At 62.7% G+C, this 23,210-nt stretch carries 20 protein-coding genes, 1 tRNA gene and 1 pseudogene; 11 read left to right on the top strand and 11 right to left on the bottom strand.

Annotation, left to right across the window (positions count from 1 at the left end):
- Positions 1-22 precede the first annotated feature (22 nt).
- From CH306_RS02620 to CH306_RS02600, 5 genes are all read left to right on the top strand, one after another.
- A tRNA-Leu gene (locus CH306_RS02620) sits at positions 23-96 on the top strand.
- Positions 97-761: 665 nt separating this feature from the next.
- Positions 762-1,217, top strand: coding sequence for a PaaI family thioesterase (locus tag CH306_RS02615; protein WP_094645603.1), 456 nt, complete (start codon positions 762-764; stop codon positions 1,215-1,217).
- Between the two features lie 290 nt (positions 1,218-1,507).
- Positions 1,508-3,796 (top strand): molybdopterin-dependent oxidoreductase, encoded by a 2,289-nt coding sequence (locus CH306_RS02610; protein WP_094645602.1) that lies wholly within the window; start codon positions 1,508-1,510, stop codon positions 3,794-3,796.
- Complete coding sequence (gene fdxA, locus CH306_RS02605; RefSeq protein ID WP_094645601.1) at positions 3,793-4,110, top strand: ferredoxin; 318 nt, start codon at positions 3,793-3,795, stop codon at positions 4,108-4,110. The genes CH306_RS02610 and fdxA overlap by 4 nt, the downstream gene beginning before the upstream one ends.
- Positions 4,107-5,315 (top strand): molybdopterin molybdotransferase MoeA, encoded by a 1,209-nt coding sequence (locus CH306_RS02600; RefSeq protein WP_179272715.1) that lies wholly within the window; start codon positions 4,107-4,109, stop codon positions 5,313-5,315. The genes fdxA and CH306_RS02600 overlap by 4 nt, the downstream gene beginning before the upstream one ends.
- A 15-nt stretch (positions 5,316-5,330) precedes the next feature.
- On the opposite strand, the gene moaA is transcribed toward CH306_RS02600, so the two are convergent.
- The 5 genes from moaA to CH306_RS02575 all read right to left on the bottom strand — a co-directional run bounded on the left by moaA (position 5,331) and on the right by CH306_RS02575 (position 9,833).
- Positions 5,331-6,410 (bottom strand): GTP 3',8-cyclase MoaA, encoded by a 1,080-nt coding sequence (gene moaA / locus CH306_RS02595; protein WP_094645599.1) that lies wholly within the window; start codon positions 6,408-6,410, stop codon positions 5,331-5,333.
- Complete coding sequence (locus CH306_RS02590; RefSeq protein WP_094645807.1) at positions 6,410-7,816, bottom strand: FAD-dependent oxidoreductase; 1,407 nt, start codon at positions 7,814-7,816, stop codon at positions 6,410-6,412. The genes moaA and CH306_RS02590 overlap by 1 nt, the downstream gene beginning before the upstream one ends.
- A gap of 212 nt (positions 7,817-8,028) precedes the next feature.
- On the bottom strand, positions 8,029-8,520 hold the full coding sequence (locus CH306_RS02585; protein WP_179272714.1) for a hotdog fold domain-containing protein: 492 nt from the start codon (positions 8,518-8,520) through the stop codon (positions 8,029-8,031).
- On the bottom strand, positions 8,517-9,179 hold the full coding sequence (locus CH306_RS02580; protein WP_094645598.1) for an enoyl-CoA hydratase/isomerase family protein: 663 nt from the start codon (positions 9,177-9,179) through the stop codon (positions 8,517-8,519). The genes CH306_RS02585 and CH306_RS02580 overlap by 4 nt, the downstream gene beginning before the upstream one ends.
- Before the next feature lie 12 nt (positions 9,180-9,191).
- Complete coding sequence (locus tag CH306_RS02575; protein ID WP_094645597.1) at positions 9,192-9,833, bottom strand: TetR/AcrR family transcriptional regulator; 642 nt, start codon at positions 9,831-9,833, stop codon at positions 9,192-9,194.
- A 971-nt stretch (positions 9,834-10,804) separates the two neighbouring features.
- On the opposite strand from CH306_RS02575, the gene CH306_RS02570 reads away from it, so the two are divergent.
- Positions 10,805-11,758: a site-specific integrase gene (locus CH306_RS02570; RefSeq protein WP_256981018.1), complete on the top strand. Its 954-nt coding sequence runs from the start codon at positions 10,805-10,807 to the stop codon at positions 11,756-11,758.
- Positions 11,759-11,884: 126 nt separating this feature from the next.
- Here CH306_RS02570 and CH306_RS02565 read toward each other — a convergent pair whose 3' ends face one another.
- Positions 11,885-12,355: a hypothetical protein gene (locus CH306_RS02565; RefSeq protein ID WP_094645596.1), complete on the bottom strand. Its 471-nt coding sequence runs from the start codon at positions 12,353-12,355 to the stop codon at positions 11,885-11,887.
- A 166-nt stretch (positions 12,356-12,521) separates the two neighbouring features.
- Positions 12,522-13,381, bottom strand: a pseudogene (locus CH306_RS02560) (CHAD domain-containing protein).
- Positions 13,382-13,597: 216 nt separating this feature from the next.
- On the opposite strand from CH306_RS02560, the gene CH306_RS02555 reads away from it, so the two are divergent.
- The 4 genes from CH306_RS02555 (at position 13,598) to CH306_RS02540 (ending at position 15,639) form a co-directional block, all read left to right on the top strand.
- Positions 13,598-13,870: a hypothetical protein gene (locus CH306_RS02555; RefSeq protein ID WP_256981017.1), complete on the top strand. Its 273-nt coding sequence runs from the start codon at positions 13,598-13,600 to the stop codon at positions 13,868-13,870.
- Positions 13,871-13,965: 95 nt separating this feature from the next.
- Positions 13,966-14,256, top strand: coding sequence for a hypothetical protein (locus CH306_RS02550; protein ID WP_143544503.1), 291 nt, complete (start codon positions 13,966-13,968; stop codon positions 14,254-14,256).
- A 76-nt stretch (positions 14,257-14,332) separates the two neighbouring features.
- Entirely contained in the window at positions 14,333-14,527 is a 195-nt protein-coding gene (locus CH306_RS02545; protein ID WP_094645594.1) for a three-helix bundle dimerization domain-containing protein, read from the top strand.
- Between the two features lie 539 nt (positions 14,528-15,066).
- Positions 15,067-15,639, top strand: a complete 573-nt coding sequence (locus tag CH306_RS02540; protein ID WP_094645804.1) for a dihydrofolate reductase family protein — start codon at positions 15,067-15,069, stop codon at positions 15,637-15,639.
- On the opposite strand, the gene CH306_RS02535 is transcribed toward CH306_RS02540, so the two are convergent.
- From CH306_RS02535 to CH306_RS29430, 3 genes are all read right to left on the bottom strand, one after another.
- Positions 15,577-16,245, bottom strand: coding sequence for a helix-turn-helix domain-containing protein (locus CH306_RS02535; protein WP_256981016.1), 669 nt, complete (start codon positions 16,243-16,245; stop codon positions 15,577-15,579). The genes CH306_RS02540 and CH306_RS02535 overlap by 63 nt on opposite strands.
- 1,225 nt (positions 16,246-17,470) lie before the next feature.
- Positions 17,471-19,138 (bottom strand): HEPN domain-containing protein, encoded by a 1,668-nt coding sequence (locus tag CH306_RS02530; RefSeq protein ID WP_094645592.1) that lies wholly within the window; start codon positions 19,136-19,138, stop codon positions 17,471-17,473.
- Between the two features lie 1,403 nt (positions 19,139-20,541).
- Positions 20,542-20,976, bottom strand: a complete 435-nt coding sequence (locus CH306_RS29430) for a hypothetical protein (RefSeq protein WP_256981036.1) — start codon at positions 20,974-20,976, stop codon at positions 20,542-20,544.
- Between CH306_RS29430 and CH306_RS02515 the strand changes: the two genes are divergently transcribed.
- Positions 20,891-21,751 (top strand): AMP-binding protein, encoded by an 861-nt coding sequence (locus CH306_RS02515; RefSeq protein WP_256981033.1) that lies wholly within the window; start codon positions 20,891-20,893, stop codon positions 21,749-21,751. The genes CH306_RS29430 and CH306_RS02515 overlap by 86 nt on opposite strands.
- Positions 21,752-22,187: 436 nt before the next feature.
- On the opposite strand, the gene CH306_RS02510 is transcribed toward CH306_RS02515, so the two are convergent.
- Positions 22,188-23,099 carry a LysR family transcriptional regulator gene (locus CH306_RS02510; protein ID WP_094645588.1) on the bottom strand — a complete coding sequence of 304 codons (912 nt, stop codon included), beginning with the start codon at positions 23,097-23,099 and terminating at the stop codon, positions 22,188-22,190.
- Between the last annotated feature and the right edge of the window lie 111 nt (positions 23,100-23,210).

Genomic DNA, 23,210 nt, shown 5'->3' with positions numbered 1-23,210 from the left:
CTGGAGCGATAGTTCAGCGGTGGCCCCTATAGCCCAATTGGCAGAGGCAGCGGACTTAAAATCCGCACAGTGTCGGTTCGAGTCCGACTGGGGGCACCGGAGTCCATATGGATCCAGATTTCTGGACCAGGACAGTGCTTTTCAGGTGGTAGCGTGGACTTCGGTGGTCTACCACGGATTTGAGTAGACAACCGAGACAGCGGATTTCAGATCCGCGCGGGATGCGCTTTATTCGGCGAAGCACCTTCGTATTCTTGCAGCTCAGGGCTGGGTTTCGTGTCGATTGGTGGTCTCGCAGGTGTCTCGTTGTCACGAGGCTGTCACAACTGGGGCTGTCCAACCTGTTCGAGACAAGCGACCTCTCAATTCCTCTTATCGAAAACATTGTGCTGAAACAGGTTTGGCAGGTAGGCGGGTGATATGACGAGAGCTACGCCCTGACGAAGCATTCTCGGAAGTCGCCTACGTAAATTGCGTTTCGCGCACCGACTCGTTGGAAACGCCAGCTCAGCGCAGTTCGACGCTGCGGCCATGTCGGCGACCTGCTCCATGTTGCCGCTTATGGACATGCGACCAGCCCGACCACCGCAAGCAACCAGAACGCCCTACTGGACCGAGTGAACGAGATCGGGTCGTCCCCCTGGGTGTTCGGTGCGTCACGGCTGCCATTTCAGAGCGATCGCTCTGATATGTTCGGGGTGTAATCCGGGTCTGGTAAACACAGGGGTATCGACTCGTCCGACTCGTCATCTGAGGTAGGCATGACTACTACGAACTTCGCGGAACTAACGGGGCTCGAGCTCCTACGGTGGGCCAGAGACCAACGGACCGAGGACATTCCGTCGATCGGACGCCTGTTGGGCATGACCTTTATCGATATCGAACACGGTCGAGTCTCGATGGAGCTGACCACGCAACCGGACTTCGCAAATCCTCTCGGCACCGTGCACGGGGGAATCGCTGCGACGCTCTTGGATTCGGTGATGGGCTGCGCCGTCCACACCACACTCGCTGCAGGGGTCGGCTACACCACCCTAGAACTCAAGGTGAACTACATCCGCTCGGTATCCACCGACCATCGAGCGCTCACGGCCCGTGGGTCGGTCATTCACGCCGGTAGGACAACGGCGACTGCCGAGGGGTCGGTCCGCGATGACCGGGACCGCCTGATCGCGCATGCGACCACAACCTGCCTGATCCTGGGCAACACGGGTTAGGTCTGCGCAGGCATGTCGGCAGAGCCGGAGCGAAACACCGCCGGACGATTGCCGCGCAGGTCGAACGGAATCCCGGTTCTGGCTGCCTGAACGCGCCGCAGTTGCCGGGGTCGCCCACGGTCGCGAGCGGCCGGTGCCGTGTTCGACGGTGCTCTGCCTGCACGCTGACCATGTGAAGTGGGCGCTACCATTGTTACAGAGCGAGCGCTCTGCTACCGTCGAGACGCGGACCACTCACCGGCACGCGGCGGGGAATCGGAACGGACGCTCTAACAACGAATGGGAAGCGCATGGCAATCAACACCAGCACCGAGACCGGCACCTGGCACAAGACGGCGTGCATCCTGTGCGAAAACAACTGCGGTGTACAGATTCTCACAGACCCCGCCCAAGGTGATCGAAAGTTCCTCAAGATACGGGGCGACAAAGACCACGTCTCGACGCACGGTTACACCTGCAACAAGGCGCTCAAGCTCGATCACTATCAGAACGGAAGCAGGCGTCTGACCACTCCGCTGCGGCGCGAGTCGGATGGGTCGTTCACCGAAATCGACTGGGACACTGCTATTCGTGAGGTGGCGCAGCGTTTCGCCGCAATCCGCGACACCCACGGCGGCGACAAGATCTTCTTCCAAGGAGGGGGAGGGCAGGGCAACCACCTCGGTGGGGCATACGCAGGACCGTTCCTGCGCGCCCTCGGATCCAAGTATCGCTCGAACCCACTCGCTCAGGAAAAGACCGGCGAAGCGTGGGTCGATGCGCACTTCACCGGTGGACACACCCACGGCGATTTCGAGCACGCTGAGGTCTCGATCTTCATGGGCAAGAATCCCTTTCAAAGCCACGGAGTCTCGCGGGCGCGCACCATTCTGAAAGAAATCAACAAGGACCCGGCTCGTAGCATGATCGTCGTCGATCCGATCCGCACCGAAACCGCCGACCTCGCAGACTTCCACCTGCAGGTCAAGCCTGGCACCGACGCATGGTGTCTGGCCGCGCTGCTGGCGATCCTGGTCGAAGAGAATCTACTCGATCAGGCCTTCATCACCGACCACACCCGCGATTTCGGGCAGCTCGCACCAAGTCTGAACGCTATCGACATCGCCGAGTACGCGACCGTGTGCGGCGTCGAGGAAGACTTACTGCGCCGAGCAGCCCGTCGCATCGGCGCAGCCGAGAGCGTCTCGACCTACGAAGACCTCGGTGTGCAGCAGAGCCCGAACAGCACTCTCATCTCGTATCTGAACAAACTGATCTGGCTGTTGACCGGGAACTTCGCGAAAAAAGGTGCGATGCAACCACATTCCGCGATGTTCCCGCTCGGTCAATACACCACGTCCGTCAGGACCACTCCGGTCACCGGTGCCCGCATGCCCGCCGGGTTGGTACCGGCGAACGTCATCGCCGAGGAGATCCTCACCGATCACCCCGATCGCTTCCGGGCGATGTTGATCGAATCGTCGAACCCGGCGCATTCGCTGGCCGACTCCAAGACCTTCCGCGAGGCATTGGATGCGTTGGATCTCGTCGTCGTCATCGACGTGACCCTCACCGAGACAGGTCGCTACGCCGACTACGTGCTTCCTGCTGCCTCACAGTACGAGAAGTACGAGGCCACCTTCTTCAACTTCCATTTCCCCTCCAACTCCTTCCACCTGCGGGCCCCTGTCCTCGATCCCTTGCCAGGAACGTTGCCCGAACCGGAAATCTATGCCCGCCTCACTCGCGCACTCGGCGCGGTCGACGCGCGCAGTCTCGCGGTGCTGCGCGTCGCCGCCAAACTGGGCCGAACGCCGTTCAAACTCGCATTCGCCGCCCTCGCAGCGATCGACAAGAACACCGTCCGCATGGCCCCGTATCTGCTGTACGAGACGCTCGGCCCGACACTGCCGGACGGTGCCAAAGCCGCCGCGGTGCTGTGGGCACTGGCTCAAGGCACCGCTCGATCGCACCCGGAAGCGATGAAGCGGGCCGGTCACGCCAATGCCGATGCACTGTTCGACGCGATCGTCGCAGGCCGGTCCGGTGTCGTATTCACCGAGAACACCCAAGCCGAAGCGTGGGGCTATCTTCCACACGAGGACAAGCGCTTTCCCTTGCTGATCCCGGAGCTACTCGGCATACTCGACGGCCTCGACGCCGCAGACGCACTGCAGACGAGTGAGGACTATCCGTTCGTTCTGGCCGCCGGACAGCGCCGAGCGTTCACCGCCAACACCATCATTCACGACGACAGCTGGCGGATGAAGGACAAGAAGGGTGCACTGCGCATCTGTTCCGTCGACGCCTCGAACCTCGGATTGGACACCGGATCGCTCGCGCGCATAGTGACCGCACGGGGAACCGCAACGGCGGAGATCGAGATCGACGATCGGATGCAGTCCGGGCATGCCGCGCTGCCGAACGGTTTCGGTTTGGACACCACCGGTGATCCATCCGGCGATGGCGGCGAACCGGTCACCGGGGTCCCGCTCAACCAGCTCACCGATGCCCGGCGGCGTGACCCGATCGCCGGCACACCATGGCACAAGAACGTGCCCGCCCGTATCGAATCGGTCGCCGAGGGCGCGGCCCGATGACGTACATCATCGCCGAGCCGTGCGTGGACGTCCTCGACAAAGCATGCATCGAAGAATGCCCCGTGGACTGCATCTACGAAGGCAATCGGATGCTCTACATCCACCCCGACGAATGCGTCGATTGCGGAGCCTGCGAACCGGTCTGCCCAGTCGAAGCGATCTTCTTCGAAGACGACGTTCCCGCGGAGTGGACCGGATACGTCAGCGCCAACGTCGACTTCTTCGACCAGATGGGCTCGCCCGGCGGAGCAGCGAAGCTCGGTGCCACCGGCACCGATGCACCGTTCGTCGCCGCACTGCCGCCGCGCCGGTGACAGCACAGCCGACGTTAGCGTCGGTTGACGATCACCGCCGACTCGTCGCCGGACTCGTCACCGACACACCGAATGTTCAGGCCACCCTGGCAGCCGCGGAAGGGTTGGTCCTGGCGGGAGCGGTGGATGCGCCGAACCCGTTGCCGCGCTTCGACAATTCGGCCGTCGACGGATATGCAGTGCATGCGGCAGATATCTCCGGTGCCCGCCGCGGCCAACCGGTCTCGCTGCCGGTCCGCCGCCACATCGCTGCGGGCAACTCGGCACCGACGACGTTGGCCCCGGGAACCACGGACAAGATCATGACCGGCGCGCCGCTCCCGGCGGGCGCAACGGGCGTGGTGCCCGTCGAGCTGGTCGACCGTTGCGGCCAGAACGCGCTCTTCGCGCACCTTGCCCGTGCCGGCGTCAACATACGTCGGCTCGGTGAGGACATCGAAGCCGGTCGCCGCCTGCTCGAACCAGGGACGACCCTACGGCCGCTGCACACCGGGATGCTGGCCGCTGTGGGGGTAGACCGCGTTCCGGTGCGGCGCCGGATTCGGGTCGCACTCGTGTCCACAGGTACGGAAATTGCGCACACGTCGGGCACCCTGGGTTTCGGTCAGATCTACGAGTCCAATTCGGTGATGCTCGCGTCCGCTGTCCGCCACTGCGGCGCGGACGTTGCGTGCGAGTCGGTGTCGGACTCGGTTCACCGGTTCCGCCTCGTCCTGGACCGAGTCTGCGCGGCGGCCGACGTGGTGATCACCACCGGCGGAATCAGCGCCGGCGACCACGAAGTCGTCAAGCACGCGTTGCAGTCCCGCGAGGGGATGCACTTCGGAGGCGTCGCCCTCTCGCCGGGCAAACCCCAAGGTGCCGGACGGATCCTGGGCGCAACCGTACTGGCTTTTCCTGGCAACCCCCTTGCTGCGTATGTCTCCTTCGAGCTGTTCGCCCGCCCGCTGCTGCGCCGGGCAATGGGCATGATCGACGACGAGCGCCCCACTGTCACAGCTCCGTTGGCGCACCCGGTCACCGCGACGACCGGACGAACCAGTATCTACCTGGCCCGCCGCGATACCGCCGGAACGATCACCCTCGCGACTGGACCGGCCCGACACGGTCTCCGCGGTGTCCTCGACGCCGACTGCCTCGTCCGGATCGATCGGGACACCACCGAGCTACCCGAGGGGCACCCCATCACCGCGAGATTGCTGTGACAGCCCGGTGACCGGTCATCCGCCGATTGCGCTCATCGGCCGCGCCGGCTGAAGGAACGTCGGATCGTCGATACCGTGCCCAGGTTGCTTCTCCCACATCGCCTCTCGCCACCGACTCGCGATCTCTGCGTCTGTGACCGAAGGACTCGACGAAGGATGCCGCAGCAGCGTCGCGAGGTCGGTCTCTTGCGCGGCGAACAGGCAGTTTCGCACTCGACCGTCGGCGGTCAGACGGCTTCGGTCGCAGTCACCGCAGAACGGCTGGGTGACCGAGGCGATGATGCCGACCGCGGCGGGCCCACCGTCGACGAGCCATCGCCGCGCCGGAGCAGCGCCACGTGGAGCAGGATCTACCGTCAGGTCGTGATGGGCTCGAAGCAGCCGGTGGATCTCGTCCGCCGTGATCATCTCCGAGCGCCGCCAGCGGTGATCGGCATCGAGCGGCATCTGCTCGATGATGCGAAGCTCGAAGTCCGACTCCAAGCAGTAATCCAGAAGATCACCGACACCGATGTCGTTGATGCCCCGGATCAACACGGCGTTGATCTTGATCGGTGTCAGACCGGCTTCCCGTGCTGCGCGCAATCCGGCCAGTACGTCGTCGAGACGGTCACGGCGCGTGATCGCGGCGTAGATGTCTCGATCGATACTGTCTAGCGAGACGTTGGTCCTGTCCAGCCCGGCGTCGGCGAGCATCTGCGCTTTGCGGTGGAGCCCGAGGCCGTTGGTGGTCAACGACAACGACGGTCTCGGCTCCAGCGCCGCTGCGAAGGCGACGAGTTCGGGCAGGTCCGCGCGGAGCAGGGGCTCACCTCCGGTGAACCGAATCTCTCGGACACCGAGATGCTCGACGGCGATCCGCATCAACCGCTGCATCTCCGAGGTGGACAGAAGCTCGTCGGTGGGTTGCCAATCGAGGCCCGCCTCGGGCATGCAATACGTACACCGCAGATTGCATCGATCGGTCAGCGAGATCCTCAGATCGGTGGCAACGCGGCCGAAGCGGTCGATCAACCCATCGGCTGCAGGCCTGTCGGACCCCGGCGCAGTCTTGGCACCCCTGAGGGTCGGCAGTCCCAGAGACGTCGGCGGCATCAGACGCGCGGTGACGTAGAAGCATCACCCGAGGCCCGGGATGCGGCCAGTATGTCCTCGCGTTCGACGACCTTCACGCGCTCGCGGCCCTCGGGCTCACCGAGTGAACGCTCGTGAGCGTCGAGGCGGTACCAGCCGTCCCAGGTGGTGAAGGGCACCTGCTTGCCTTCGAGGAACGAGGTGACGGCGTCGAGGTCCGGTTCGGCCGCACCGACGAAGCTCGGCGCATCCTCGAGCAGGTTCGCGACGGTTTCGTTGGCGTCGCCCTTGGTGTGACCGATGAGGCCGACGGGTCCGCGCTTGATCCAGCCGGTGACGTACGTGGCGGGGACGGGAGTGGTGGAGTGCGGTGACTCGACGACGCGTCCGGCTTCGTTGGGGAGAGTGCCTGCCTGCTCGTCGAACGGGAGCTGGCTGATGTTCTGGCTGAGGTAGCCGACCGCGCGGTAGACGGCTTGGACGTCCCAGTCGTTGTACTTGCCGGTGCCGCGCACGTTGCCGGTGCCGTCGAGTTCGGTGCGTTCGGTACGCAGACCGACGACCTTGCCGTCCTCACCGAGTACCTCGCTGGGCGACTCGAAGAAGTGCAGGAACAGCTTGTGCGGGCGGTTGCCGACGTCACGAATGGCCCAGTCCTGCAGGGTGTTGGCGACCATGTCGATCTGCTTCGAGCTACGCCGGGCCTGCTCGGAGCCTTCGTCGTAGTCGATGTCCTCGGGGGAGACGATGACCTCGATGTTCGGTGAGTGGTCGAGCTCGCGCAGCTCCAACGGGGTGAACTTGGCCTGAGCCGGTCCGCGACGTCCGAAGACATGCACCTCGAGGGCCTTGTTGGCCTTGAGGCCCTCGTAGACGTTGGCCGGGATCTCGGTGGGGAGCAGTTCGTCGCCGGTCTTGGCGAGCACGCGTGCGACGTCGAGGGCGACGTTTCCGACGCCGAGGACGGCGACCTTCTCGGCCTCGAGCGGCCAGGTGCGCGGCACGTCGGGGTGGCCGTCGTACCAGGAGACGAAGTCGGCGGCGCCGTAGCTGCCGTCGAGGTCGATGCCGGGGATGTCCAGTGCGCGGTCTGCGTTGGCTCCGGTGGAGAAGATGACGGCGTCGTAGAAGCGGCGCAGGTCATCGAGGTTGATGTCGGTGCCGTAGTCGATGTTGCCGAGCAGCCGGACCTGTGGCTTGTCGAGGACCTTGTGCAGGGCGGTGATGATGCCCTTGATGCGCGGGTGGTCGGGGGCCACGCCGTAGCGAATGAGCCCGAACGGTGCAGGCATCCGCTCGAAGAGGTCGATGCTCACGCCCGGTCCGCTGACATTGTGGTCGGACTTCATGAGCGCGTCGGCGGCATAGATGCCTGCCGGTCCGGCACCGACGATGGCGACGCGGACTGGTCTCGGTGGACTGAACATGGGTGGGGCCTTCGTCTCGGTGATGCGCACGCCGAAAGTGGAACTGCTCAGCGGCAGAGGGGAGTGCAGCTCAGATACGCCGCGCTCGTGCGTGACACGCGGTGCCACTGTTGTGGACAGCGATGCCCGGGGGCAGGTAGTGAATTCACTCGATGATGTGCGAGCCGCTATGCGGAATCAGGCGGCGGCAGTCGTGATTGCGACGGTATTGGCTACGGTGCAGGCTTTTTCGATACCCGCATGGTGATGCGGGCAGTGACGAACGCGGCGCCGTCGGAGTCGAGTACGTCCACTGGCACAACCAGTTCTGTTGGTGCGTCGGCGAACTCGGGGATTCGGTCCAGTCGCGCGACGGAGGTGACAGCCGTGGTGGCTTTTGCTTTGTATTCGACGGTCATACCCACAGGAATCCAGCGGTGAGTGGAGGGCACGGTGGCGTCGGTCATCATGCCAGCGGCCAGTTCTGCCATGTTGCACGAGGCGATGGCATGGTAGCTCCCGAGGTGGTTGCGGACTCCACGGCGGTTCGGGGCCTGCACGCGGCACAGTCCAGGTCGCATTTCAAGCACCAACGGATGGACGGTTCGGAAGTACGGTGCCTTGAAGCACAGGGCCTGGGTGAAGAGCCAGTTCCCGAAAGGAATGCGCTGCAAAGAGTTCCAGATCCGAAGATTGGCCCCGATGTGCTCGGTCACGGTGCTCATGCCGTGCGGCCCTGGCTCAATGCAGTCGACACCGAGGCGTACATGGTGGTCTTGATCGCGCCCAGTGTGCCGCGGTCCTTTCCGGCTATCGGGGTCAGGCGATCGAGAGCAGAGGCGATCAGTTCGCTCTCGGGGGCGGTGCCGTCGACAAGGCCGGCAGCAACGGCCTCGTCGGCACCGTAACGGTGTCCGGTAGTCATTGCCGTCGTTGCTGTTTGCGGGGAGAGTTTGGCTTGGATCAGCGCTGCCATGCCGGGAGTGAAGGGGATATTGATGTCGACTTCGGGGAAGCAGTAGTAGCCGCGGTCCTCGCGCATGAGGCGGTAGTCGTGCGCGATGGCGAACATTGCTCCCGCACCGAAGGTGTGTCCGTTCACGGCAGCGAGAGTGGGAAGGGGAAAGGTCAGGATCCGGTTGAACAACGCTTGCACCTGTCCGACATACCATTCGGCGCGATCGCCGTGGGACATGAGCCATTCCAGGTCGAGTCCGTTGGAGTAGAACTTGCCGGACCCGACCGTGATGAGCCCCCGGGCGTTGGACTCGATGTCGGTCAGGTGGGTGTCGACGGTCTCGAGCCATTCCGGCGAGAAACGGTTTTCGTCGTCACCGAGAGTGAGTACTGCGATGTCGTTGCTGATGTCCACTGTTGCGGTCATGTCGAATGTTCCTTACTTGTTTGCCGTCTGTGACGGTGTGTACGGAGGAAGGGGGACTGCCAGGACGGCACGGACAGCGGCAGCCAAACGTTCTCTGACGGCCGGATCAGGTGTGCGTTCACCGCGCAGCAGCATCGCGCCGGGCAACTCGACGATGCATTCGCGGATGACCGCGACCGCGACTCGGTCGGATCGGTCCCACACTGCGCGCGAGAGCCGAATGAGCAGGTCCGTTATCGAGGTGTCGAGTGCTCGTAGACTTTCGGCGATTTGCTCTGGTATGTCGTCGGAGCCGATCAGCTCGCTGCGCCGAACGGCCAACAGGAATCGTCCCGACTGCGGGTATTCGAGCAGGAAGGCTGCTGGGGCATCGGCCGCCGCGACAACAGCGTCCGAGGCGTCACGCGGCGGATGAGTGTCGAAAACGGAACCGACTGACGTGCTCTGTAGCGCGAGAAATCGTTGAGCGGCTCGTAGCCAGACACTCCCGACGAGGCCGGCCCGGGAACCGTACGCGTGGTAGATCGCTCCGTTCGACACCGACGTCGCCTCCGACAGTGCGCGCACAGTTACCGACGCCGCACCGGACTCGACAGCGAGCTGCTCGGCAGCATCGAGAAGTAGGTCGAGGTCATGAATTCTTGGACGCGGCATACGCCCACTTTAACAGAGCGGGTGCTCCAAAAGGAAGTGGTGTGTGGTGTGTCCAGGCGGCAGTTCCAAGCGCTTCGGGACCGAAAGCGCGAACAGCCCCCTCGTGCGCGTGCCGTGCGACAGCCTTTCGAACTCGTAGTACGGGCGACCTGTGAGCCGACAGGTGGCGTCACTGAGTATCACCGCGACGGCTTTCTCGGCCGGCTCCGCAAAACGAAGACGGACCAAGCGGGTCGCCGGGTGGCGAAATTCAGGCTGCGCAACGACAGCGACGAAACACGCCCGCTCGACACCGAATTGCGGTTGGGTCGCACAGACGCACCTGGCTACTGACCCAGGCCGATGTCGGTTTGCGACGAATGAGTCTCGTTGCCACGAGTCCGCACAGTCTGTCGATGCGGCATGGCGCTTTCCGTCCACCCGATACCGTGGCTGTCCGGCACCGATCGGGACTGTCCGGTGTCGGAGAGGCGGCGGCAGTTCGGTGTCACGAGAGTGTCACAAGTCGGTACGTTCGGGCATGGACTGGCCCGGACGGTGATGTACGAAAAGTGTTGCAAATAAACAAATATCGACTCCAACGTAGTTCAGGTGAATCCACTTCTAGGGACTTAAAATTCGCACAGTGTCGGTTCGAGTCCGACTGGGGGGCACCAGAGTCCATATGGATCCAGATTTCTGGACCGAGACAGTGCTTTTCGGGTGGTAGCGTGGACTTCAGCGGTCTACCACGGATTTGAGTGGACAACCGAGACAGCGGATTTCAGATCCGCGGCGGATGGCTCCTCTCGTCCGTTGCATCTCGCATTCGTGCAGCTCAGGGCCGATTTTCGCGTTGAATCGTTGTCTCTGCATGCGGCTCGGTGTCACGAGGTTGTCACAACTAGTGCCCGTTCACCGGTACTCGCCGAGGTCCTCGACACCGGCGAGATCATCGAAATCGAAATAGAAGAGCACGACGCATTCTGGGCGTGGGCGGTCATCGAGACGTTCCCGCAGAGGAATTCGTGTGGGAGGAACTCCTCGAACTCACCTACCTCGCAGTCGTGTCCTACGCGCTGCCATCGACCGGCGAGATCGTGCCCATGCTCCAAATCGTCCCGTCCAAGACCGGCGAAGAACGCCTGCTGCTGGTCAGCCCGGAACTCGCGAGCGTGCTCGCAACGATCATCGCGCGCCGCCGAACCGCCAACGACGGCGCAGTGCCCCTGACCGCGCGATACGACGGCCACGAACGCATCGCCGATCCTCCGCGACCGGATCTGTTCCAGCATCGAATGGAATGGCAATGGGCGGTCCCGGCACGGACGTTGATTCAAAAGTGGCTCAACCAAAACTTCTCCGCCACAGCGATAATCGACAACGAGGGCAAACCGCTCAGTTACACCGCGCACGATTTCCGTCGCATGTTTGCCACCGAGTCGGTCGGCAGCGGACTACCCATCCACATCGCCGCAAAACTGCTCGGGCGCAAGCATCTTTCCACAACTCAGATTGACACCGCCGTCTTCGGCGAGGAGCTCGTTCGCTCCTATCGAACGTTGCTCGACGCCCGCCGTGCGCAACGACCGGACGACGAACACCGCAGCCCCACCGACGCGGAGTGGAACGACCTTCAACAGCACTTCGAGCATCGCGAGCTCGAACTCGGAACCTGCGGTCGCCCCTACAACACTCAGTGCAAACACGAACATGCCTGCATCCGATGCCCCAGCCAGCAGGTCGACCCGACCGCTCGAACGAGGCTGACCGCCATCTTCGCAAACCTCCGCGACCGCATCGCCGAGGTACGAAACATTCGCTGGACCGGTCAAGCCGAAGGCCTCCAAACCAGCCTCACCGCGGCAGCGGCGAAGCTCGTCGGGCTCGACCGAACGGCACGCCCCAACGCCACGACATACCTCGGAAACCCTGCCGTGCCTTGACGGAGCTCCATCAGTTCCTACTCGCGCCGAAGACCGCCGACTCATCTGTTTGCGGCATCAACCGCTATCAGGTCATCGGTTCGCGGCACCATCCGGCGAAGGTGGTCGAGGGCTTCGGTGTCGGGTCTACCGCAATGATTCTTCGGAAATGGTGTCCGGTAGCCGGCTCCGGACGCGTCGATCAGCCACACCACCGGTGGGGGGGAGGTAATCACCCGAACACGAGTAGAGGATCGACACCCGGAACCGGTACGACGTGGCCGCGAAAGCTTCCGCCACCTCATCGATGCCGTCACCGGAATATGTCAATTGGCGCACCGCGTAGAACGGCACCTCGACCAACTGTTCACCAGGATTTCCACACACCATCACCGACGCGACCGTGAAGCCAGCGGGTCGGGAACCGAACTCAGGGCGAGGCGGAATGCTCAGCGTTGCCCCCGACAACACACCGCTCGACACTTCGCGGTCATCGACACACGACGGCACCGTCGCAATTGCCGCCTTCGGGGAGGGCTCAGGCCAGAAGTAGACAGACAAACCCACGACCAGAACTGCCACCACAGGCAGCACGATCAACCATCTCCGTCGGGTCACATCAGCTCTCCTCGGTGCGAGACCTTGTGGTGCAGTGCGTTTCGCTACGGGCATCGAAGGCAGCGGTCACAGCCGTCGTAGAGTCAGGGACAAACCCCACCGTCGAGGCCGAGACCCACCAGCACACCGTACGACCCGAACCACAATCTTCGGCTCGGCGAGTACCTCAAAGCTTCAGTGTGCGAGCTCGACGTCGTGCGGCTCCGGCCGCTTGCTGCTCGTGGGCGAACAGCAGGCCGTACGTGAAACCGTTCTCTGCGGGTCGGGTTCCTGCGGCAGCTCCGAGGCGGCGAAGAAACTCCGCGGCGACCAAGCTGTCTTGGTGTTCGCCGAGCACTTCCTGCACGTGTTTGTAGCGCCGGACCGTCTTCTTGGTGTGCTTCTTGCCGAGCAGCGGTGTCGCCAGTCCGCGGCGTACCGCGCACGCTTGAACGCTTTACGGGCTCTGTGCAGAGCTTCGTCATCGCCGGTCTCGCCTGCGATCGCAGCTTTCAGCCGGGTGCGGGCCTTCTTGCCGGCCTTGTTCGACAGTGACGTCACGTTCCTGCGTGAGAGTGACCGCACCGCGGTGTCGAGAGTGGCGAGGGCGCTGATCAAGGCGGCATACCGATCACCGGTGAGAACGGTATCGACGTCGGCTCGGTAGGTGCGCTGTTCGGCAGCAAGGGTGGTCTCGATGTCAGCAGCCACGGGACCGAGCACCCACTCGTCGGGGAGATCGGCCACGGCCTGCGCGAAGCGGGCACGCTGCACTTCGTGGTCGCGGACATGGCCGAGGATCCCGGCGTACCAGGACAGTTCCTCGTCCAGACCGGTGGCGACGCCCGGGTCGAAGGCGTCGGCGAACGCCCGTAGGGTGCTGCGGAGCCGCCGGATCGCCACACGTGTGGCGTGGATCGGATCTTCGCCGCGCCGAAGCGCGGCATCTCCTTCTCGGATGGCACTGATCTGCGCACGCACATAGGCGACGACGGGTGCTACGCCCGCATCTGGAGCTGATCGCGAAGATTTGGTCGGTGTAGTCATCGGTGTGGATGCCCCGAGTGCGTGCCGGTCGAAACCATCACAGTCGATCCGTCCACCCGATGATCGGTCCGTGGGTGTAGTTGGCTCGGTGTCCGTCGGCGTTCCGTGCCAGGGGTGTAGGCCCGTTCAGGGTGTTTGTTTAGAGTTCACTTTTCGGTTGCCTTACGGTTGCTTGCGGCGAGTGCGACGGTCGACGGGCCGGGTGATACTGCAGTCATGCCGCCGACACCCGACACCCCGCACGAGCGCGATCGGATGCTGGCGTTCGCTCTTCAGTGGATGCCGTACGGGGGTGGCGACGCCGAGGACATCATGGTCGCATTCGGGGTCCCGTCGGAGATGTATTTCCGCAGGCTGCGGCACCTGCTGGCCGACCCGAAGCAGCCGGTTGATCTCGATGCCCGGACCGTGGACGCGTTGTTGCATGTGTGCCGTCGACGCCTCGAACACAGCGCAGCATCCGTCGGCCGACCACAGGTCGGGCAATGACCACCACGAGCGCAGTGGGCACAGCCACGGGATCGGCGCAGTTCATCGCACATTCACCTGGAGCGGGACACTCTGTACGTTTCGGTGACCGGAAGATGAACGCACCCAGCACGAAGCCGACGTCACCGGCCGCATCCCGGAGACAGCCCGACAGCTCCGATCATGCGCAGGCACAGGTTTTCGCCGCAATGTTGACCGTCGAGATCGACGCCGTCTCAGCGCTCGTCGACGACGCCGAACAACTCGCCCACACAGCCGGGCGTATCGGCCAGGGCACCGCCCGGCTTTGGCACAACGAAGAAGCCCGGTCGCAGCGAAAAATGTTATACGAGCTGCACCGCCAACTCGACGCACTCCACACGCGGTTTCCCGATATGTCGGGGTAGGCACCGACGGCACGACCCCGAGACAGCGCAGGAACTCCTGTTGACCTCACCCCGAGAAGAGCGGATCGTTGGAACAATGACAACCACCACCGAACACGAGCACATCGATGCCGTCCGCGATCGCCTCGCAGCGCTGTTCCCCGATGTACCGGCATCGGTCATCGACGGCACCATCGCCGCCGAGCACGCCCGCTTCGAGGGCAACTCCATCCGCGACTTCGTCCCTCTGTTCGTCGAGCGCAAAGCCCGCAAAGCCCTCCAGACGAAATAGCTTGCACAGCAACGCTTTTCATTCTGCGCGAGCCGATTCGCTTGTTCGCAAGACGAATGCCGACTGTGAACTGCACCCAGCCTTGCACGGCCGACCGGTGGCCTAGCCATAGATGTGGTCGGCTCCCGTTCGCCTCGATTCCTCCAGCCATGCTCGGAACTGGCCTTGAGGGAGACCCTGCGGGGGAGCCCGTGCGGGAGCCAACCATGTTGCCATAGTCGCCGAACTGCAGCCCGCTGACGAGACAACTGCGAATCCCCATAATGTCCGTGAAATGAGAAGTATTGCGGTGCAACAATATGCGGTAGTTTGCTGGTGACTTTGAGTATTAATGTTCGCCGTGTTGCCTCCTGTCTGCATGGGTGGGCGAAACGCGTGTGATCTGTCGCCCGGCAGGTCGATGCCTGCAAACTTTGTCGCGCGTGATGTCGTTTTCGTCCAAGACCGTGGCCTTCTTTGCTTCTACAGTGATTCCGGCCCGAACGAAGTGTCCGGGCGGCCGATCAGCGGCCTTATCCGCACAGGAAGTGGAGAGCAAGATGCGCGAGTTGGTATGGACGGGTTTCGTGTCGGTCGACGGCGTGCTGGATTCTCCCGGCGGTGAAGCCGAGGGCCACCCGAGCGGGGGTTGGGTTGCCCGCACGGACTTCGTTCCCGAGGCATTCGCCCTGAAGGGTGAGGAGCTCTCGGAGACGACCGCGTTGATGTTCGGTCGACGCAGCTACGAGGCGTTCGCGCCGATCTGGGTGAACTCCGAAGACCACGCCGGCTACCGAGACCTTCCCAAGTACGTGGTGTCCTCGACGCTCGATGACGACGCTCTCGTCGAGGGGTGGGGCGAGACCACTGTTCTTCGTTCGGCTCAGGACGTAGCCGATCTCAAGAAAACCGACGGTGGTGCAATTTTCATCCACGGCAGCGGCGAACTGGCCCGCAGCCTTGCTGATTCAGGCTTGATCGATCGATACAACCTGCTTGTGTTCCCCGTCGTCCTCGGTGCGGGCAAGAATCTGTTCGCCCACTCACGCCGCCCTGAACAGCGGCTGGAACTACGCGAGTCCGCCGCGTACGCCAACGGGGTCATGAAGGTCGTCTACGACGTCGTTCGCTGACCCTTCGAGCGCGATCGGGCCACCGATTCCGTCGCGGAGTTGCCCCGCGGTGCGGCCGACGAAACGGCGCAGACCTCGTGCGAGGTGCGGTTCGTCGTAATAGCCGAGCGCTGCAACCACGCCGGCGACGTCGCTGCGTCCTGCGAGCATCTCGGCTGCGCGTCGCGCACGTCGGATCTGTTCGAGGCCGCCCCGAGTGAGACCTGTGGCGGCGCGGAATCGGCGTTCGAGTGTGCGACTGGCAACAAAGGTTGGGTTCCCGGCCAGGTATGCGGACACCAGTGAGTCGGCAATGACAACTCCGTCTCGGACCAGGCGCGCCACAAACGCTTCCGCGTCGTCGGGGCCAGGAATTTGCCACCGAGTGCCATCGAGCCAAAACCGTGCCGTAGTGGTGTCGGGCAACTCAATACCGGAATCGACGAGCATTGGTGTTGGTGCCATGCGCAAAGATGTGCCCACAGTGAACTGGATACCGGTGAACCGCGCGCCTTCGGGTACCGCGGCCGTGCTTGTTCGGGTTTCGGGGCCGACAACCGCTGCCGATCGTGTTCCGTCCTGCTCCCAGAACACCAGCCCCCACGTCTCGCATGCGACAGCCGTCATGTCGCTGACGTTGTCGCTGCGACTAGTCCACACCGACGAGATCCACGGCGAGTCCGACCAGCGTGTCTCATTGAGCAACCCCACGGTCCCCATCGTAGAGGCTCGAACTGCCCGGTTCTCTCTGGAGTGTGTCGAAGCGGCGCATCTCGCCAACCTGCACTGGGCAAGGTCGGATCGATTCCTCGAACCGTTGCAGGAGAACCGTTTCCGCTGGCGCTGGCATTTGCTGCACATCGAGGCTGGTGGGATTTGCACAGCTGGCCCGAATGCGGCTGTGTCACGGCTTCGACATGGCATGTCAGTCGGATGGGACACCAGCATCGACGAGGCTCATCGGGGCTGCTGCCATCACCGCGGCGAAATCCCTTCTCGGACAACGCTTCCTAGCTTCGACCTGACATAAGATCTGTTATCAGCAATGATTGTCGTTGTTAACAGGGGTGCCCGGAGAACGCGTCATGCTCGATGTGACAACAGTCGGTCATGGTGACGCCTCCCGTTGCAAATGCAGGCTTTACCGATATTTCTGCACGATCCCCAAGGCCTGCGGGCAGGGTTGCGGCTGGCCACAAATGGTCGCTCCTTCAGGATGAGTACTGGCATGGGCGTCCCAGTGCTCGAGCAGCGTTGTGCGGTCGCCAAACAGCCCGGAGAGACGCTTGTCGATCTGACTTTCAGATAGCGCCGAGTGGCCCGGCCCAGCAGCCGGGGCCCCACTCGACAGGGAGGCAATCTGTAGGTCGATGGTCTTGAGCGCTGAGTCGTGGGCTGTACTTCTTGGTGCAGTCATGGGTCGACGGTAGTGGCATTGACCGTGCTGCATCGGTAGATTCCCGTGTCGAGTTCGTAGCGCCGACAACTGCGCCGTTGCCGGTGGTAGACAACAGCCCAGCTCACCTCACGAGCTGAGCTGAGCTGGGCTGGGCTGGGCTGGGACGACTCCACGCTCTGGCCCGTGCAACGGCGTCTGCGTCGCTTGTTACGAATTTGCGTCCACAACAGGTGCAAATCCTTCGGGTGGATGCTCGTAGACGAGGACGTCGTTGTCGACGCCGGTGACGATGGTGAGATAGATCTTGCTGACGCCGTCGACCGAAACGAACGAGTTTACTGTTAGCCCTTGACGTCTAGGCACCCGAGGGAAGGGCGTCCGGCCGCCCTCGACTACGGCGTTCGGATGCAGCGCCCGTACTGTGTCGAGCACGGAGCTGACCCGGTGCCAGAGTTAGAACCCGAGGAGAACCTTCTGAGCACGAAGCCTCGACTCCTGGATTTCCGCTAGATCGGGCCGAAGCAAGACTTCTTTGAACGCTCTCAAGCCCAACGAAACCGCCTGGGATGCGTGATGCGCGACGGTGTCGATCGCCATCTTCTTGTCACCGACCTGGACTGCTCCATGGACGAAGCTGCTGCGCATGTCGTAGATTTTTCCGAGCTTTCGTTTCAGCTCAGCACGGTTGTCCATGTCATCTTTTTCGAGGAGTACGCACACGGCACCGGTCACTTGGAACTTGATTTCCGGATTTGCGCCGAACAGGCCTTCCCACGCTACGACTGCGTCGATCAGGCTATCGACGAGATCGCTTCGTTCGGCTGCAGCTCGCAGAAGCCTCCTCATGGAAAGAACAAGCTGGTCAGGCATGGCTTTTACCCTCGGCAACCAGGTATTGAGCTCTTCAGATACGCCCTCGGACAGTTCGACGGCGGAGGCGTTGTGGGGCAGATCGAATGGCTGGCCAGCCGATGCACCCACCATCGGATTGGAGACAACGCGGAACACCTCCGTCGTGACGATCTCCTCGTCCGGACCCGACGAAAGCAGGAATGCGAACCGCAGCCGCTCCATGAGATCGTCCTGTGCGCGTAGAGACTCCATGATCACCTCTGTGTCTTCCTCGCGCTGAGGCGTAAAGCCCGGGAATCCCGACTCATCTGTGGCGCTGTCCTGAATATCGTTGCGCAAGTGGCGAAACGGAGTATCGACTTCGAGCACAGTCCACACCTGTGTGGTCGCATTCAAGCACCCTGGATCGAGGGGAGTGCTGCGGCGCAACCTCATTCCCTCGAGTCCGATGACATCGTTTCCGTCACTGAGACGCACCCCGGCTAGACCTACATAGGTCGGAACAGATACCACTTCACCTGCAGATAGGGCTCGTGCGAGGCGAAGGTCAGCGACAGCAGCAGCTTGTACCTGCCCGATGCAATCATTGGCAGCGTATTTGGACACGCGCGCGTTGGTTACGAAGACACCGATCAAATCGTGAAACTGAAGTGTCTGCGACGTTCCGTCCGACCACAGGGGCAGCAGGGTCGCGTGCCACGGATGCGATACGAAAGGATCAGCGTCACTCTCTGGGAGACCCGCGAGAGCCTCCTCGAAGATGGCGACTAGCGATTTGTCACCCGCAAGCCGGTCCGCGAGCACCGAGTAACCGGGATGGCTGTCGAGCACAGCGTTTATATGAGTGTGAGTCGGCAGAAGTCGAAAGCCCAGAAGATCTCCAGCCAGCAGCTGCAGCGCCGACTCGGCACTCCCGTCGTCGATCAGATCGGGGACCGTCCCGCCGCATGATCGGTGCCAAGCTGTCGACCGCGTACTGGCGAGCTCGTCGACGTACCCTCCGAGCTCTCGTGCTGTGGCAATCCGGCGTTCATGGTGGTCGGCAATCTCGGCCAAAGCTTCCGAGCGCCGGTAGATCTCGGCGACGACAGTTCGCTGCTGCTCCGTGGGGACGACATTATGGAAGCCGTACTCGTAGTCGCATGCGCAGACGAAGTGCAGAAAGTCCGAGCCGTACCGTCGATCGAGCTCGTGAGCCTGGGTGCGGTATTCCACCCCCTGCTCTTCGACGAAGCTGTCCCAGTTCTCGAAGTCCTCCTGCGTTCTCATAGGACTACCTCTACAGGATGGCGCACAGGCAACTGCATTCACTCATCCATGCAAAAGAGTCCGTGGCTCTGACGCCGCCGCGACCCGTTGACGTGAACACAGTCTGCAGATGTTCGGATTGAAGCTTCTGCCCGACTCTTTGCGATCTCCGACGGCTACTGACGGCCCGTTGCCGGCCGTCAGGATGCGTCTCACGAGATCGACGGTTGGTTCCTAATCGGTGGCCAAACGTTCTCTGCACCGCGCGTGTCAGAGCCCTGGCAGCAATGGCTCACACCCAGTTCCGGGGTCTGGGCGCAACGCTCACACGGATGGGGATACGCCAGTACATCGGCCAACAGTGCCCAGCCGCCCACAACGCCGCCATCCGTCTTCATCGCGAAATACGTACGCGGAGAGGGTAACGAGCACTGGCTCGCCTCCCCTGCCCTTGCTTGCCGCAGGAATCTCCGGCTACTCTGTGGGCAGAGCCACGCCGTGTGGCTGACCCCGAGCCACTTGAGCGCCCGCATCGCTCTTCGGCACTCGAGGGCTAGGTCCTCTGGATCCGCGGCATACCTTCACCGTTGACGGCGGTGTGTGCGGGACATTGCCGATTGATCGGTAGAGGACGAACGATGACGAAAAACAATGCTCAGAAGAAGGCCGCACGCCTGCACCAGGCCGCCAATCGAGGTACGCCGTTCCCCTCCGCGATGCGGGCCGTAGACACCAGGCTCCCCGCGGCAGTGCCTGGAACTCCCTGGTTCCGAGAGCGGAAGCGTCGACTTGTCTGTTACTGCTGTGGCCACCCGAATCTCATCGCCTCTTTCGGCGATGAACGGGAGGACACTGCTCGGTTCGAACTGTACTGCGAGAACAGTGGCTGCGATGCCCGCGAGATCGCGGTGATTGCACTGAGCGGGAACATGATCGGCACATCCAGCAGAGCCGATGTCCGCACGCTCACACATTTCCCGCAGAGTGCCACGAGCCACCGCACAGTCAATGGAAGGTACGACGACTGGCTCGCCGGTTCTGAGCCATGGGTCCGAACCCAACGCGGAGAGGACTTTCCGTGCCTTTGGTGCGGTGAGATGGACAGCCGACTTTCGCAAAACGACGTCGCCACTGATCGTTCACGTTTTCACCTTCGTTGCCTGAACACCAGCTGCGTAGTCCGCGAGTACGCAGTGTTGATCGTCCGTGACGGAACACTGGGCACAGCTGATCGCCCTGATGTCATGGCCATCCAGTACATCGACACGCCACCCAGCTCCCGGCGAACGCCAGGCGACGCGAGTTACGACTTCGTGGCCATGCAGCGGGTCCTGGACGAAGACGACAAATTGGCTCGGCGACGATCCACTGGCCCCATCGACTGGTCCGCCGCTACCCGCATCCGCTAGGTTGCGTCGTCTGGCCTAAGGCGCGTCGTCGAATGGCCCGAATGTCGCTTCGTCCCAATGCTGTTCGAGCGCGTCGTTCCATTCGTCGATGTCCGAGGCAGAGAACAGGTGCATGTTGTGTTCGGTGAGTAAGAATCCGGTGTCGCGCCATGCTTGGAAGTAGGCGGGGTTCTCCCCTGCCGCGATGGCCTTGTCGATCAGGGAGTCCACGTCGGTCAACAGGGTCTCCTCGCTGATCCCCTGCGGCGTGTCGGCATCTGGGTCGAAGAACAACGGATCGTTGGGCCCGAGGTCTCGGCCGAATTTGTTCCGAAACGCCTGTCGCTGCTCTTCGAGAGAGTCGTTGAGCTCCGCACCACCCACCGTGTCATTGCTCCACGACAGGGTGCGCCCACCGTCGGCGTTGGTGCGCTGTTGCACAAACGAGGGATCGCCGCCGCGCTCGAGCACCAGCGCAGCATGCTGCTCACGTGAGACGCCTTGCGATCTGACTGCTCTGCGACGGATCGTGGTGGCGGCGGCACCAGTTCCTCCGCGGACTCTGCGCGCGTATTCCGAGCGTGGTATCAAGATGTGTCAGGGCTATGGTCTCACCGAAAGTGGTCCTGGAGCAACGATTCTCACCTCGGTCGACGCCGAACGGAAGATGGGAACGGCAGGCGTACCGCACACGTTCACCGACGTCAGAATCGTCGACGCCACCTCGCGCACGGTGGCACCCGGTGAACGAGGCGAGATTCAGATTCATGGCCCGAACGTGATGAAGGAGTACTGGGGTCGGCCCGATTCGACCGCGGACGTGTTCGACGACGGCTGGCTCCGCACCGGTGACATCGGTGTCGCGGACGACGAAGGGTTCGTCACGATCGTCGATCGCCTCAAGGATCTGATCATCTCCGGAGGAGAGAACATCTATCCAGCGGAAGTCGAGGCAGCGATACTCGAGCTGCCGGGTATCGAGGGCTGCGCGGTGTTCGGTGTGCCCGACGAGAAATGGGGCGAGTCGGCGTTGGCCGCAATCACGGTCTCGGCGGGCTCCACCGTCGACCCCGAATCACTCGCCTCAGCGCTCGGTGTCAACCTCGCCCGGTACAAGATCCCGAAGCGATATATTGTGTTCGAAGAAATCCCGCGTAACCCGACCGGAAAGATCCGCAAAGACGTACTCCGGGCTCAGTTCGCAAACGCTAATGTCGAGGTAGTAGCGCAGCAACCCGGCGAATGATCGAAGTAAGGCCCACCATCGACGCATGTGCCCAGTCACCGTCTCGGCTGGTCCCCGATAGTCTTCGCCCACGAGGTGGACATCGCAGCAGTTCCAACCAGCTATCAACTCGCCTACTTGCCGTCGCCGAGCTCGCTGGAGCGCCTGCGCACCGATACCTCCGACACTTTCATGCAATAGCTGCGAGGGGTTGCCAGAAGTACCCGCGGTCGCTCGTGCGACCACTCTCGGTACATTTCCTGATCGTCTGCGTGCTATGGCCGGTTGAAAACTCCGTTCGAAGTGCCGCTGTGCGTGGCTCAGTCAGGTGCCTCTCACTCTGTCGCGCAGGGCAATTCGTCGTCGATAGCTCGTCGAGCCCAATGCATCGGTGACCAGGAGATTCTGAAAGCTCGGGTGGCATTGACGCTTCGGCTCGGACTCCTGAAGAAGGCGATTAAAGCGTCGCATGTGCTGTGCTCGTGTCATCGGGCGGCTCGGTTGTACTGGCCAGGTCGTAGAGCGTGGTTGTTGCTTGCACGGCGCGGCGGAATGCGGCGGTGCCCTCTCGGTGGTCTTGCCGTCGTGATGCCAGGGCGATGATTGCGGGTGGCCCGTCGAGCGCGATGTAGCGGACGTCGGGGTTCGGAAGGTAGCGCCGTGCGGGCTCGGCGTACACCCCGATCGTTCCCGACATCGCTACTGCCGATGGGATGTTCAGTGGCGAGCGCACTTCGGCCCCGTGCAGTGGGTAGCGGCCCGCTGCCCACGCAGTGAGGCCGGGTTGTCCTATCGGTCTGATGCACGGCCGGTCGCGGATCTCATCGGGTGTGAGACGGGTTGCGTCTGCGAGTTCCGATTCGGTGGGAACGACGGCGCATCGTTCGATCCCCATCACTTGCTCGACTCGGAGGTCCTCGGCCCCCCCGACATCGTGCAGGATTGCCACGTCGACTTCTCCGGTTCGTACTGCGTCGTACTGGTTTTCCCAATCGAGCTCGACATAGGACAGCTGTAGCTGGGGGTGGTGCCGTTCGAGTAGTTGACGAGTCGCCGACCAGCTATCGGCCAGCCCGAATCCCAGGACGCCGACGCGCAGCACCGAATCTGCACGCTCACCCTCACGCACCGACATCAGGGCGTCGAGATCTGCGAGCACTCGATTCGCACGCGGAAGGAATCTCCGGCCGGCTGCAGTGAGTTCCACCTTGCGACTGGTGCGCAGAAACAGATCCGTCCCGAGTTCGCGTTCGAGTTCCTGGATGCGTCGACCGAACGGTTGCGCGCCGATGAAGTGAGCTTGGGCGGCGCGCCCGAAGTGCAGTTCCTCGGCCAGGGTCAGCGCATATCGAAGGGACCGTATGTCCACAGATGTTCACCGCCGAGTCCGTACCGTCGTGCGCCCTTCCGAGCCCAGGAGATCGCAACCTTTTTGCCTGATGATCTTCGCTGGTGCTGGTCAGCATACTTCGATGAAGAC

The sequence above is a fragment of the Rhodococcus sp. 15-725-2-2b genome (assembly GCF_002259075.1).
GTDB lineage: Bacteria > Actinomycetota > Actinomycetes > Mycobacteriales > Mycobacteriaceae > Rhodococcoides.
Note: the sequence above shows the minus strand (reverse complement) of the source record. Positions and strands in the feature narration are given on the sequence as shown.